12 protein-coding genes and 1 other RNA gene are annotated in these 13,442 nt (G+C 74.7%); 7 read left to right on the top strand and 6 right to left on the bottom strand.

The genetic code is table 11. From position 1 onward, the window contains the following. The first annotated feature begins 641 nt into the window (after window positions 1–641). From L1885_RS12715 to L1885_RS12730, 4 genes are all read left to right on the top strand, one after another. Complete coding sequence (locus L1885_RS12715) at window positions 642–1,676, top strand: ABC transporter substrate-binding protein (RefSeq protein ID WP_235797181.1); 1,035 nt, start codon at window positions 642–644, stop codon at window positions 1,674–1,676. Between the two features lie 357 nt (window positions 1,677–2,033). Beyond that, complete coding sequence (locus tag L1885_RS12720) at window positions 2,034–2,918, top strand: Nif3-like dinuclear metal center hexameric protein (protein WP_235797182.1); 885 nt, start codon at window positions 2,034–2,036, stop codon at window positions 2,916–2,918. Continuing rightward, window positions 2,915–3,658: a zinc ribbon domain-containing protein gene (locus L1885_RS12725; RefSeq protein ID WP_235797191.1), complete on the top strand. Its 744-nt coding sequence runs from the start codon at window positions 2,915–2,917 to the stop codon at window positions 3,656–3,658. The genes L1885_RS12720 and L1885_RS12725 overlap by 4 nt, the downstream gene beginning before the upstream one ends. A gap of 48 nt (window positions 3,659–3,706) precedes the next feature. Next, entirely contained in the window at window positions 3,707–4,891 is a 1,185-nt protein-coding gene (locus L1885_RS12730) for a bifunctional RNase H/acid phosphatase (RefSeq protein WP_235797183.1), read from the top strand. 63 nt (window positions 4,892–4,954) lie between these two features. On the opposite strand, the gene eda is transcribed toward L1885_RS12730, so the two are convergent. Next, the gene (gene eda, locus L1885_RS12735) at window positions 4,955–5,584 is read right to left on the bottom strand and encodes a bifunctional 4-hydroxy-2-oxoglutarate aldolase/2-dehydro-3-deoxy-phosphogluconate aldolase (RefSeq protein WP_235797184.1); all 630 of its coding nucleotides are present in this window, start codon (window positions 5,582–5,584) and stop codon (window positions 4,955–4,957) included. A gap of 140 nt (window positions 5,585–5,724) precedes the next feature. Beyond that, the gene (yaaA, locus tag L1885_RS12740) at window positions 5,725–6,540 is read right to left on the bottom strand and encodes a peroxide stress protein YaaA (RefSeq protein WP_235797185.1); all 816 of its coding nucleotides are present in this window, start codon (window positions 6,538–6,540) and stop codon (window positions 5,725–5,727) included. Window positions 6,541–6,792: 252 nt separating this feature from the next. Between yaaA and rnpB the strand changes: the two genes are divergently transcribed. Then, an RNA gene (gene rnpB / locus L1885_RS12745) (RNase P RNA component class A) lies at window positions 6,793–7,191 on the top strand. Between the two features lie 174 nt (window positions 7,192–7,365). On the opposite strand, the gene L1885_RS12750 is transcribed toward rnpB, so the two are convergent. The 3 genes from L1885_RS12750 to L1885_RS12760 all read right to left on the bottom strand — a co-directional run bounded on the left by L1885_RS12750 (window position 7,366) and on the right by L1885_RS12760 (window position 10,358). Further along, complete coding sequence (locus L1885_RS12750; protein ID WP_235797186.1) at window positions 7,366–8,553, bottom strand: PP2C family protein-serine/threonine phosphatase; 1,188 nt, start codon at window positions 8,551–8,553, stop codon at window positions 7,366–7,368. 314 nt (window positions 8,554–8,867) lie between these two features. Continuing rightward, window positions 8,868–9,785 (bottom strand): Sco1979 family transcriptional regulator, encoded by a 918-nt coding sequence (locus L1885_RS12755; RefSeq protein WP_235797187.1) that lies wholly within the window; start codon window positions 9,783–9,785, stop codon window positions 8,868–8,870. A 336-nt stretch (window positions 9,786–10,121) separates the two neighbouring features. Further along, entirely contained in the window at window positions 10,122–10,358 is a 237-nt protein-coding gene (locus L1885_RS12760) for a DUF397 domain-containing protein (RefSeq protein ID WP_235797188.1), read from the bottom strand. A gap of 189 nt (window positions 10,359–10,547) precedes the next feature. On the opposite strand from L1885_RS12760, the gene L1885_RS12765 reads away from it, so the two are divergent. Further along, window positions 10,548–11,195, top strand: coding sequence for an ATP-binding protein (locus L1885_RS12765; protein WP_235797189.1), 648 nt, complete (start codon window positions 10,548–10,550; stop codon window positions 11,193–11,195). Window positions 11,196–11,468: 273 nt separating this feature from the next. After that, a complete protein-coding gene (locus L1885_RS12770; protein WP_235797190.1) occupies window positions 11,469–12,329 on the top strand; it encodes an SAM-dependent methyltransferase in 861 nt (286 codons plus the stop codon). Between the two features lie 89 nt (window positions 12,330–12,418). Here L1885_RS12770 and L1885_RS12775 read toward each other — a convergent pair. Next, a partial coding sequence (locus L1885_RS12775; RefSeq protein ID WP_372481934.1) for a serine hydrolase domain-containing protein occupies window positions 12,419–13,442 on the bottom strand: 1,024 nt, incomplete at its 5' end.

The following is a 13,442-nucleotide window of genomic DNA, read 5'->3' on the forward strand; positions in this document are numbered from 1 at the left end:
GAGCCCGCCGGGTCCTGCGGCGTCGGGGCGGTCCGGCCCGGGGAGCGCCAGTGCGGGTGCGGCCGCGTGCGCGACCTCCGGTACGGGCCCGGGCGCGTACGCGGGTCGCGGTACCGGCTCGGGCGCGTGCGCGGGCCGCCCGTCCCGTTCTTCCGCCGGTTCCCCGGCGGTGCCCGCCTCGCCCGCCTCGGCGCGCGCTCCGGCGTCCGTATCCGAAGCTGAAGCCGCATCCGTACCCATACCCGTACCCGCATCCGTGCCGGAGCCGGCGCCGTCGTCCACGGCGGGCTCCGCCGTCCCCGCCTCCTGCGGCCGGGCGGGGGGTGCCGCTCCGTCACGTGGCCCGGAACCCTCCTGGGACCCCGGCGCGCCCGCCGGCGCGAGGGGTTCGGGGCCTGCCGGCTCCGTCCCGGTGGGCTTCGTTTCTGCGGCGAGTGCCGTCATCGGTGTCATCGGTGCGTCACCTCCGGCCAGCAAGCTAGTTTTCGCACTTCCAGCCGAACAACGAGAGACGGCCCTCTTCACACGTACGAGTGGCGCCGGCCCGATGTGCCGGGGGTTTCGGGGGTGCTTGTGCTGAACAGGAACGATGTGGTTAAGGTTAGGCACGCCTTACTTGAAACGCCCTTCTAGGAGCACAGATGTCCCTACGCCGTCGCGGAGCCTTCGCAGCCGTCGCGCTCGCTGCCGCACTCTCACTCGCCGCGTGCGGGTCCTCCGACGGCGGAGGGTCGGGCAAGAGCGGCAACGACTCGGCCCAGAAGGCCGATGTCGCCACCGGAGGCAAGGACTTCACGAAGGCGGGCGCGAAGACGGCGGCGTTCGGGACGACGGCCAAGCCCGGCGAGTTCCCCCGCACGATCACCATGGCCATGGGCAGGACCACCATCCCGAAGCAGCCGAAGCGGGTCGTCGTCCTGGACATCGGCGAGTTCGACAACGTGGCCTCCCTGGGCATCAAGCCGGTCGGCTGGGCGCCCACGCAGCAGGGCGACGGCATCCCGGACTACCTGAAGAAGATCGCGGGCCACCCGCAGCAGGTCGGCACCATCAACACCCTCAACCTGGAGGCGATCGCCAACCTCCACCCCGACCTGATCCTCGGCAGCCAGCTGCGCGCGGCGGACAAGTACAAGGAGCTCTCGAAGATCGCTCCGACCGTCTTCTCCATCCGCCCCGGCTACACCTGGAAGTCGAACTACCTCCTCAACGCGGCCGCGCTGGACAAGACGGCCGAGGCGAAGGCGAACCTCGCCACGTACGACAGGAAGGTCGCCGACCTCAAGAAGGCCCTCGGCTCGAACAAGCCGACCATCTCCATGGTCCGGTACATGCCCGGCCGGCTGCGCCTGTACGGCGAGGACTCGTTCATCGGCACGATCCTCCAGGACGTCGGCCTGCCCCGCCCGAAGAACCAGCAGGAGCACGAGCTGGCGATCGAGATCAGCCCGGAGAAGATCGACTCGGCGAACGCGGACTGGATCTTCTCGGGCACCTTCGGCGACGCGTCGAAGACGGACGAGTCGGCGGCCACCACGAACCCGCTGTGGAAGAACCTCCCCGCGGTCAAGGACGGGCACGCGAAGACGGTCAAGGACGAGACCTGGTACCTCGGCCTCGGCGTCACCGCGGCCTACAGCGTCCTCGACGACCTGCACTCCTACCTGGTCAAGTGAGTCGCCGCGGCGCCTGAGCGCCGCACGGGCCCGCACGGGGGCCGGAGGGATCGACCGCGATCCCCCCGGCCCCCGCGCCGTGCAGCCCGCGCCCCGCCGGCCCGTCTTGCCACCGCCCGGCGGCCCCGCGGCGCCCTCCGGCTCCCCGGGCTGCCCCGTCCGGCGGCTCCGCGGCCCCTTCACGCGGACGCCCTTCGTGACCCCTTCGCGAGCCCCCTGGCGAACCCCCTGGCGAACCCCCTGGCGAACCCCCTGGCGGCGCCCCGCAGGTGCCTCCCGGCGACCGCCCGGCCCGCCGGCACGGTCCCCGCGACCGCCCCGCGCACGCAGTGCCCCGCGCCAGGTAGCCTTTCCGGCGTGCCCCGTCTGTCCGAAGTCCTCGCCGAGCTGGATGCCCTCTGGCCGCCCGACCGCGCCGAGCAGTGGGACGCCGTCGGCACGGTGTGCGGCGATCCCGGCGCGGACGTCGATCGCGTGCTGTTCGCCGTCGACCCGGTCCAGGACGTCGTCGACGAGGCCGTCGAGCTCGGCGCGCAGCTGCTCGTCACCCACCACCCGCTGTACCTGCGAGGCACCACCACGGTCGCCGCGGACACCTTCAAGGGGAAGGCCGTCCACACGCTGATCACGCACGGCGTCGCCCTGCACGTCGCGCACACCAACGCCGACACCGCGGACCCCGGCGTCTCCGACGCCCTCGCGGGCGCCCTCGGCCTGCGCGTCGTGGGGCCGCTGGTGCCCGATCCCTCCGACCCCGAGGGCCGCCGCGGCCTCGGCCGGGTGTGCGAGCTGGACGCCCCCACCTCGCTGCGCAACTTCGCCGCCCGCGCCGCGCACCGGCTGCCCGCCACCGCGCAGGGCATCCGCCTCGCGGGCGATCCGGAGGCCCGGGTCACGAGGGTCGCCGTCAGCGGCGGATCGGGCGACAGCCTGTTCGCCGAGGCGCGCGCGGCGGGCGTGGACGCCTTCCTGACCGCGGACCTGCGCCACCACCCGGCTTCCGAAGCCACCCAGCACTCCCCGCTGGGCCTGGTCGACGCCGCGCACTGGGCCACCGAGTGGCCCTGGTGCGAGCAGGCCGCCGGCCAGCTGGACGAGATCTCCGACCGCCACGGCTGGGACCTGCGCGTCCACGTCTCCGAGACGGTCACCGACCCCTGGTCGTCGCACTTCGCGTCGGGAGCACGCCCCGTGTCCCCGGCGCCCTCCTTCTCTACGAACCCACCGGGAGCCCCCAACTGAACGCCGCGCCAGCCGACCAGCTCCGACTCCTCGACGTCCAGGCACTCGACGTGCGGCTGTCGCAGCTCGACCACCGCCGCTCCGCCCTGCCCGAGCACGCCGAACTCGAGGCGCTCGCCAAGGACACGGCCCAGCTGCGCGACCTGCTGGTCGCCGCGCAGACCGAGGAGAGCGACACCGCCCGCGAGCAGACCAAGGCCGAGCAGGACGTCGACCAGGTGCGCCAGCGCGCCGCCCGCGACCAGCAGCGCCTGGACTCGGGCGCGGTGACCTCGCCGAAGGACCTGGAGAACCTCCAGCGCGAGATCGCCTCCCTCGCCCGCCGCCAGGGCGACCTGGAGGACGTCGTCCTCGACGTGATGGAGCGCCGCGAGTCCGCGCAGGAGCGCGTGGGTGAGCTGACCGGCCGCCTCGGCGGCCTCGCGACCGCCACGGAGGAGGCCGCCTCCCGCCGCGACTCCGCGACGGAGGGCATCGACGCCGAGGTCGCCGGACTCACCAAGGAGCGCGAGGCGGTCGCCGCCTCGGTGCCGGCCGACCTGCTCAAGCTGTACGAGAAGCTGCGCGCCCAGCAGGACGGCGTCGGCGCGGCCCGCCTCTACCAGCGCCGCTGCGAGGGCTGCCAGTTGGAGCTGAACATCACGGAGCTGAACGACGTGCGCGCCGCCGCCGCCGACACCGTGGTGCGCTGCGAGAACTGCCGCCGCATCCTGGTGCGTACGGCCGAGTCGGGCCTCTAGCAGCGACGGCCGGACGGCTGCGAGACGACGGTGGCGGTGAGGACAGCGGTGGCCAGGTTCCACGTGGAGGCGGACGGCGGGTCGCGGGGCAACCCCGGGCCCGCCGGGTACGGCGCCGTCGTACGGGACGCGGACTCCGGCGGCACGCTGGCCGAGGAGGCCCGCTTCCTCGGCGTCGCGACGAACAACGTCGCCGAGTACCGCGGCCTGATCGCCGGGCTGCGCGCCGCGCACGCCCTCGACCCGGCGGCCGCCATCCGGGTGCGGATGGACTCCCGGCTCGTCGTCGAGCAGATGTCGGGACGCTGGCGGATCAAGAACGCGGACCTGCGCGCGCTCGCCGACGAGGCCGCGGGCGTCTTCCCGCCGGGTCGGGTCACCTACGAGTGGATCCCGCGCGAAAACAACCGGCACGCCGACCGGCTCGCCAACGAGGCGATGGACGCGGGCGCGCGCGGCGAGCGCTGGGACCCGTCGTCCTCCGCGGCGGAGCTGGACGGGGCTCCCGGCGGCGAGCCGGCGCCCGAGCCCGAGGGGGCCGCCACCGGCAGCGAGCCCGCGCCCGAGGTGGCCACCCCCGCCGTCGGCTGGGGCTCCCGGCCGGACATGGGGGCGCCGGCCACGTTCGTCCTGCTGCGCCACGGCGAGACCGCGCTCACGCCCGAGAAGCGCTTCTCCGGCAGCGGCGGCGGCGACCCCGAGCTCTCCGCCACGGGACGGCGCCAGGCCGCCGCCGCCGCGACCGCCCTCGCCGCACGCGGCACGGTCCAGGACATCGTCTGCTCGCCGCTGCTGCGCTGCCGCCAGACGGCCGGGGCCGCGGCCGAGCGCCTCGGTCTGCCCGTGCGGGTGGAGGACGGGATGCGCGAGACGGACTTCGGGGCGTGGGAGGGCCTGACGTTCGCGGAGGTGCGCGAGCGCCATCCGGACGACCTCACGGCCTGGCTCAACTCGCCCGAGGCCGCCCCCACCGGCGGCGGCGAGAGCTTCGCCGAGGTCGGCGCGCGGGTGGAGGAGGCGCGGCGCCTGCTGGTGGAGCGGTACGCCGGCCGCACGGTCCTCGTCGTCACGCACGTGACGCCCATCAAGACGCTGGTCCGGCTCGCGCTCGGCGCTCCGCCCGAGGCGATGTTCCGGATGGAGCTGTCGGCGGCGGCGACGTCCGTCGTCGCGTACTACGCGGACGGCAACGCGTCCGTGCGGCTGTTCAACGACACCTCGTACCTGGACTGACGCCGCCGGCCGGTCCCGCCCGCGGCGCGGCCCGCGGACCCCGTCCCGCCGCGCCCGCGCGGCTCACGCGCGGCGGGTCGCCAGCAGGGTGGACGCCTCACGGGCGAGCGCCTCGACCCGGTCCCAGTCGCCCGCCTCGACGGCGTCCTGGGGCACCATCCACGTGCCGCCGACGCAGCTGACGTTGGGCAGGGCCAGATAGTCCGGCGCCGACTCGGCGGTGACGCCGCCGGTCGGGCAGAACCGGGCGCGCGGCAGCGGCCCGGACAGCGACTTCAGGTACGGGATCCCGCCCGCGGCCTGCGCCGGGAAGAACTTCATCTCGGTGATCCCGCGCTCCAGCAGCGCCACGACCTCCGACGTCGTCGAGACGCCCGGCAGATAGGGCACGCCGGACTCCTCCATGGCGGACAGCAGCGTGTCCGTCCAGCCGGGGCTCACGAGGAAGCGGGCGCCCGCGGCCACCGACGAGGCGACCGCGTCGGGCGTGAGGACCGTACCGGTGCCGACGACGGCCTCCGGCACCTCCGCGGCGATCCGCTCGACGGCGTCGAGGGCGGCGGGCGTCCGCAGCGTCATCTCGATCGCGGGCAGACCGCCCGCGACGAGCGCGCGGGCGAGGGGTACGGCGCCGGCCGCGTCCTTGAGTACGACGACGGGGATCACGGGGGCGAGGTCGAGCACGGAGGTCATGCGGGACATCCTGCCGCGCCACGGGCACACATCGCAACGCGCGTTGCACAGGATGCAACGCGGCAGGTCTCTTCGCCCCTCACGCGGACTCGCTCGCCGTCCGCCGGCCCCCTCGGGCGCCCCGGCACCCGCGCGGCCGGTCAGTGCACCGCCGTGACCACCACGTCGACGCGCCACGGGCGGCCGGCGCGGGCGGGCTCCCCGGCCTCGACCGTGTGACCCAGGTCCCGCAGCGCCGCCACCAGCTCGGCGGGCGTCCTCGGCGCCGCGCCCGCGGTGAGCAGGTCACGCGTGATGCGGCCCTTCGTCGCTTTGTTGAAGTGGCTGACCACGGACCGCTTCTCCTCGCCGGTGGTCTCGTCGACCCGGGAGTGGAGGACGCGGACCGTCGCCGTGCGCGCGGCCAGCTCGCCCTTCGGCTGCCAGGCCGTCGCGTAGGCGGAGGACCGCAGGTCGAGCACGAGCCCGCCGCCGGCGGCCTCGACGGCCTCCGGCAGCGCCGTCGCCATCGGGCCGCGCCAGTGCGCGCCGAGCGCGCCGAGGCCGGGCAGCTTGACCCCCATCGAGCAGCGGTACGACGGGATGCGGTCGCGGATGCCGACCGCGCCCCACAGCCCGGAGAAGACGAGCAGCTCGGCCGCGGCCCGGCGTTCGGCAGCCGGGTCCAGCGTGGCGAGGCCGAGCGCGTCGTACAGCACGCCGGTGTAGACCTCCCCGGCCGGGCGGGTGCCGGCCGTGCGCAGCTCCGCGTTCTTCGCGATCTCGCCGCGCAGCCCCTCGCTCAGGCCGAGGACCGTGCGGGCCTTCTCCTCGTCCGCCGAGCACAGGTCCACCAGCTCGTCCAGCACGGCGGCGCGCGCCGGCGCGAGCGACGGCAGGGACAGCGACTCCGGCTTCAGCGGCGCACCGCCGGCGGGTGCGGCCTTTCCTTCGGAGGGCGGCAAGAGCACGAGCACGGGGGTGACTCCTCGGAGGTGCGGACGACGCGCGGACCGGGGGGTCCGCGCCCGTCGGCCAGCGTAGGCGAACGCGGCCGGCGCCTGCCGGGAGCGCCCCGCGGGACGGCCTCCCGGCGCCCTGCCTGTCCGGTGCGCTGCCTGTCCGGGCGCCGGGCTCGCAGGACGGCGCGGCGATGCCCGGCCCGGCCGCTGCGCCGCCGCCGTCGCGAGCGGCCGTCCGCCTGCGGGTAACATGTCCCGCACGGCAGACGAGCCGGCCGGACGGCCGCGTCGGGGTCCTGGATCCCGCCGAGGAACGTCCGGGCTCCACAGGGCAGGGTGGTGGGTAACGCCCACCCGGGGTGACCCGCGGGACAGTGCCACAGAAAGCAGACCGCCGGGGGCCTCGGCCCCCGGTAAGGGTGAAACGGTGGTGTAAGAGACCACCAGCGCCCGAGGTGACTCGGGCGGCTCGGTAAACCCCACCCGGAGCAAGGTCAAGAGGGGCCCCGCGAGGGGTCCTGCGCGGACGTTCGAGGGCTGCCCGCCCGAGTCCGCGGGTAGACCGCACGAGGCCGGTGGCAACACCGGTCCTAGATGGATGGCCGTCTCTCCGGCCGCCGCGAGGCGACCGGACGACAGAACCCGGCGTACAGGCCGACTCGTCTGCCCCTCAGGTCTTCGACCTGGGGGTTTCTTCTTTTCGCCGTCCGATTCGGGTCCCTGGAGAGAATCTGGGCGGGATCTGGGCGGGAGGAGAGTGGATCAAGGTCCGGCTGGATCGCGCGTACAGGCCGACTCGTCTGCTGCGAGCGCCCGTCACGCGCGATCCGGGGCGCGCCCTCAGGTGCCGAGCGGGGGGCCGGGCCCCCGCCACTCGCACAGGAGCACGGTCGCGTCGTCCTGGAGCACGCCGTTGTGGTAGTCGAGGAACGCGTGCGCGAAGCGCCGCACGGTCTCCGACACGCTCAGCCCGTCGGCCGGGTACCGGGTCAGGACGGAGACGAAGCGGTCGAGCCCGAACTGCTGGCCGTGCGGACGCCGCGCCTCGGTGATGCCGTCCGTGTACAGCGCGATGCGGTCCCCCGGCTCCAGCTGCTCCCGGCAGACCGTCGTGCCCAGGTCGCCGAGCCCGGTGCCCAGCGGGTGGGCGGGCTTGCAGTCCAGGAGGGTGGCGCCCGCGGCGCGCAGCACGAGCGGCGGGTGGTGCCCGAAACTGGCCCACTCCAGCACACCGGAGTCGGTGTCGAGCGCCGCGAGGAGGGCGGTCGCGTACCGGACGTCCTCGAACTGGCGTGCCAGCAGCTCCTCCTCCATGACCTCGCCCATCTCGACGATCCCGGCGCCCCGGCGGCGGGCGCTGCGGGCGGCGGCCAGGGCCAGCGCGGCGGTCTGCCCGGCCGCGGTGTCGTGGCCCATCGCGTCGAAGATCGACAGGTGGACCCGGGAGCCGTCCGTCGCGTAGTCGTAGGCGTCGCCGCTGATCCGGTACGACGGTTCCAGGGTCGCGCAGACGGCGACACGTGAATCCGTGTAGGTGCGCGGGGGCATCAGGTGCCACTGGGCCTCGGCGGCCACGTTCATCGGCTCGGTGCGGTTGAGGCGCGCGTACGTGTCGCTGTGCCAGCGCTTGGTGGAGACCGCGAGCGCCACGAGGGAACCCAGGGCCGACGCGTACGTCCGCTCGCTCTCGCCGTCCCGCACGGAGGCCACGTACATCAGGCCGACGCGTTCCTGGCCGTTGAACATCGGCACCCAGTAGGCGGTCCCGCCCCGCGGCGGCGCGGCGGCGGCGCGGAGGACCCTGCCGTACTGGTACGCGCGGCCGGCCTCGCTGTCGGCGATCGGCAGCCTGCGCTCGGCGGACGGCGACGTGCCCGTGCCGGTGATCAGGTGCAGCGCGCGCCGCTCCACGTCGCCCACGTAGATCCGCACCTCGGTGAAACCCGCGGTCCGGGCGTGTTCACCCACCGTGTCCGGGAGGTCGTCGAGTGCCGTGGTGCCCAGGACGCGCAGCAAGTCGGCGAACATGCGCTCGCCTGCGTTCTCCCGGTCCGTCACGTCGGCACTTCCAGGTCGGGCGAAGGACCGGCGTCCGCGCCGCTCCTCGTGGAACCGCTCGCGGGCCCTCCTCGCGTTCGGGTGCATATCGGTGTGTACGCGTGAATATCACGAGAATACGACACAAGGCACACGCGGGGCCGGGGCCGACGCGCGGAGGCGGACGATCCGGAGCGCCGGGGAAAGGGGGACCCGGGGCGGCCGTCAGGCCCCGAGAACCACCGGCGGCCCCGCCCCCGGGTGGGGACGGGGCCGGAGGGCGGTGCCCGGACCGGGCGGGCCGGTCAGGACAGGGCGTCCAGCAGCGACCTGAGGAACGGGACCGTGTCCTGGGGCGGGTCGGCCTCGGCGCTCAGCCGGTCCATGATCAGGGAGTACTGGTCGATCTCCTCCTGCTTGTCCAGGTAGATCGCGCCGGTGAGCTGCTCCAGGTAGATCTTGTCCGGCAGGTCGGGCTCGGCGAAGCGCAGGAGCGTGACCGGAGTGCCCGCCGCCGCGAGCGCGCCCACGCTGAACGGGGCGATCTGCAGGGTGACGTTGGGCAGGGCCGCCATCGCGATCAGGTGCTCCAATTGCGGGCGCATCACCTCGGGACCGCCGAAGGGGCGGCGCAGCACGGCCTCGTCCAGTACGGCCCACAGCGTGGGAGCCTCGGGCTTGTGCAGGAGCTTCTGGCGCTCCAGCCGCAGCTCGACGAGGCGGTCGATCTTGGACGCCGGGGCGTCCGGGTAGCCGAGGGTGGTGACGACGCGCGCGTAGGCACCGGTCTGGAGCAGGCCCGGCAGGAACTGCACCTCGTAGCTGCGGATGAGGGAGGCGGCCTCCTCCAGTCCGACGTGCAGCTCGAACCAGTCCTCGAGGACGTCGCTGTACTGGTGCCACCAGCCGGGGAGGTTGGCCTGGCGTGCCATCTCCGTGTAGTCGGCGCGCTCGGTCTCGTCCAGCACGCCGTAGAGGCTCAGCAGATCCGCGACGTCGCGCTGCTTGAAGCCGACCTGGCCGCGTTCGAGACGGGTGATCTTCGCGTCGGACGCCCGGATGGACTTGCCGGCGTCCACCCGCGTGATGTCGCACTCCTGGCGCAGGCGGCGGAGCCTCGCCCCGAGGACGATGCGCAGGGCCGTGGGCCCGATGCGGGGCTGGTCGAGGTAGCGCCGCAGCGAAGGCTGCTCGCCGCCGTCCGGCCGCGGTATGGCGCTCATGACAACTCCCGTACGCGCTCGCGTGGACATGGAGACCCCAGTCTTCCACTCGGGGCCCGCCCGCGTACAGCGGGAGCGCCGGTGCGTCCGGTGCCGAAAGGCACGCGGGCCGACGGACCGTCACTCCCCGTCGGACAACGGGCGGTTGTCCTCACTTGTGGTGACGAACCGTCAGGTCCGGGCCGCGTCCGGGTGTCCGGGTGCGCCCGGTCGGCGCTCCCCGTGCGGCGCGCCGGACCGGTCCGTCCGCCGACCCCCGTACGGCGGGCGGCCCGGTCCGGCGCACGGGGGAGGGGCCGCGCCCGAGGGGTGCCGCGCCGGCTGCCGGGTACGCCGTCAGACGGTCATCGCGTCGAACTCGCCGTCCTTCGCACCTGCGACGAAAGCGGACAGTTCGGCGCGGGTGTAGACGAGGGCGGGGCCCTGCGGATGACGGGAGTTGCGGACCGCGATGCTGCCGTCCGGCAGCGCCGCGACCTCGACGCAGTTGCCGCCGGGCGCGCTGTGGCGGCTCTTTGTCCAGTTGGCGCCCTCGATGAGGTCGGATCGCGTGCCGTTCTCGATCTGTCGCATTCCGCCCACTCCTGTGGATTGTGCGTAAGTCTGACCAGACGCCAGCTGCCGCAATTGCAGATGCACTTGAGGCAGTAATTGCGCCGACCGAACTGTAATTGCAGATGCAGTTGCGGCGCCATCCTTTGCAGGGGGATAGTGGTGGGCGATCACCTGCAAGTGACATATGACTGTTCGACGGAGATCGCGATGACACCCCGTACGCCCGGACTGTCAGCCGCCTTACCGGGAGGCACGGTCGGACGCCTCCTGGGGCGCGCGTCACGCGACGCGTTCCCGTACGACGACCAGGCGGCCGCGCTTCCCGGCCGGTGCCTCGCGCGCGCCCTGCCCGCCGACGGGCGGGCGGCCGGGGAGGCCCGCAGATTCACCGGGCGCACGCTCAGGGAGTGGGCGCTCGGACAGCTGGTCGACAACGCGGCCCTCATCGTCTCCGAACTCCTGAGCAACGCGCTGCGCTACGGGCTCGCGAGCCCGGCGGGGGGCCCCGGCGCGCCGCCCGCCGTCTGGCTCGGGCTGCTGCGCGGGCGGGGCACCGTGCTGTTCGCGGTCTGCGACCACAGTGCGTCGGTGCCCGAGGTCAAGGAGCCCGACGACTTCGCCCAGTCGGGCCGCGGCCTGCACATCGTCGAGTGCCTGAGCGAGACATGGGGCTGGACGACGCCCGACACGGACGGCAAGGCGGTCTGGGCCGCGGTCGCCTGCCCCGGCGCCCGGCCGGCGGCCGAGGCCGTGCCGGAACCGGCATGTCACCGTGCCGCGTCGTCGTACTGGGTCCCGGGTTCGGGCGCGCTGCGGGCGGGCCGGATCGCGGGCGCCTTCGGCGGGGAGCTGTAGGACGCCGCAAGGGCTGCGCCCCGGAGGGGACGTGACGGCCCGTAAGGTCTAGGGTCTGTCCATCCGGACCGGCCCCCGGACCGGGGTCCATGCGTCCCGCGGCGGGTCGCGGAGCGGTTCGCGCCGGGGCGCCGGGTGCGGGCGCCCGCGGGAAAGGGCCGGCGCGGAGCCGGCCGCCGGAGGATGCCGCACGGCCGCAGCGCCGGGCGGACCCGCCGGGTCCGGACAGGAGGCCCCACGCGCGGGTCGGAGCTTGGAGAGGACGGGACTGCCATGCCGGAGACACCCGAGTGGATGACGCGCAGCGATCACCGGGGTCCGGTCGACCTGCGGACCGACCGGCCGCACGCGGCACGGATCTACGACGCCCTGCTCGGCGGCAAGACGAACTACGCCCCGGACCGCGCGGCGGCCGACCAGGTGGCCGCGAACATCCCGACGGCGCAGGTGGCGGTGCGCGTCAACCGCGCCTTCATGCACCGCGCGACGCGCCACCTGGCGGCGGAGGCCGGCCTGCGGCAGTTCCTCGACATCGGCACGGGGATACCCACCTCGCCCAACCTGCACGAGATCGCCCAGGGCGTGGCGTCCGACAGCCGGGTCGTCTACGTGGACAACGACCCCATCGTGCTCGCGCACTCGCGGGCGCTGCACAGCAGCGACCCGGCCGGCAGCACCGCGTACATCGAGGCGGACGTCAGCGACCCGGACGGCATCCTCGCCTCGCCGCACCTGCGCGCCACCCTCGACTTCGCCGAGCCGATCGCCGTGAGCATGAACCTGCTCCTGCACTGGCTGCCCGCGACGTCGGACCCGTACGCGGTGGTGGAGCGCCTGCTCGGCAGCATGGTGCCGGGCAGCGCCCTCGTGATCACACACCTGGCGAGCGACATCGACTCCAGCGGCGTGAGCGGCCTGGAGTCGGCGCTGGCCGCGTCAGGTGCGGGCGTGAAGGCCCGGAACAAGGAGGAGGTGGCCGGGTTCTTCGAGGGACTCAGCCTCGTCGAGCCGGGTCTGGTGCTGCCGCAGCTCTGGCGGCCGGAGCCGGTCGAGGTGCAGGTCGGCAACGCGGGCGCGGGCGTCCCGGACGACGCCGTTCCGCTCTGGGCGGGCGTGGCTCTCAAGACGGCGTGACCCGCCGCGCCGCGCGGCCCGCGAGGCGGCGCGGCAATCCGCGCGCCCCGGCCGCCACGGGGTGGGGCGCACCGCGGACCCCGCACGCGTCAGTCCTCGTCCGGCGGGTCGCACAGCAGTCCGTACGCCGTCGCGACGAACGTGTCCTGCCGCCGGAAGCGGCGCGTGCAGGCCGCGGCGAGCGCGGTTCCCGTGCCCGGGGCGAAGCCGAGGAAGACCTGCTGCCCGCTGGTGGCGCCCGCGTGGAAGAAGACCGGGCCCCGGTCGCTCCCGTGCCGGAACCAGGTGAGGCTGTGCACGTCGCGGTGCCCGCGTCCCCGCCGCAGCACCGGGCGCCGCACGGCGAGCAGCGCCTCCTCCAGCGGCGAGCCCTCGGGGCGCAGGTGGGCCTCCACGAAGCGCAGCAGGTCGCCCGGGGTGGCGCGCACCGCCCCCGCGGCCTGGAAGCCGCCGATCTCCAGGGCCGGCACGGGCGTGACGCCGTCCGCCCGGTGGCCGGTCGCGTCGCACGTGCCCGTCGGCGCGTCCGGCTCGGGCGCCAGGGCGGTGCCCGCCAGCCCGAGGGGCCGCAGCACCCGATCGGTGAGCAGGTGCTCCCAGGCGGTGTCCGCGGCGGCCGCGAGGGCGTGCCCGAGGACGGCGGCGCCGAAGTTGGAGTAGCGCCAGCGGGTGCCCGGCCGGTGGCGGGGGCCGGCGCGCAGGAAGGCCCGCACGACCCGCTCGGGCCCGTAGTGCGCGTAGGGGTTGTCCCGCCACCGCCGCAGCGCTCCCGGGTAGAAGTCGGCCGGCAGCGGCGGGAGCCCCGAGGTGTGCGTGACCAGGTGCGTGAGCGTGACGTCCCGGGGCCCGGTCCGCCCGCCCGGCGCGAGGTACGCCGCCGCGGGGTCGTTCCCGCCCACCGTGCCGTCCGCCAGCAGCCGTGCGAGGAGCAGCCCGGTGTACGGCTTGGACGCCGAGCCCGTCTCGTAGCGCAGCAGTTCGCGGGGGACGGGCGGGGGCGGGGCCGTGCCGCCGCTGCGCACCGTGCGGCGCCCGCCCCGGGCGTACGCGACGACGACGTCCGGCGCGTCCACGGCGCGGACCGCCTCGTCCAGTGCGGCCGTGAGCGCCTCG

The sequence above is a fragment of the Streptomyces fuscigenes genome (assembly GCF_021556455.1).
Lineage (GTDB): Bacteria > Actinomycetota > Actinomycetes > Streptomycetales > Streptomycetaceae > Streptomyces > Streptomyces fuscigenes.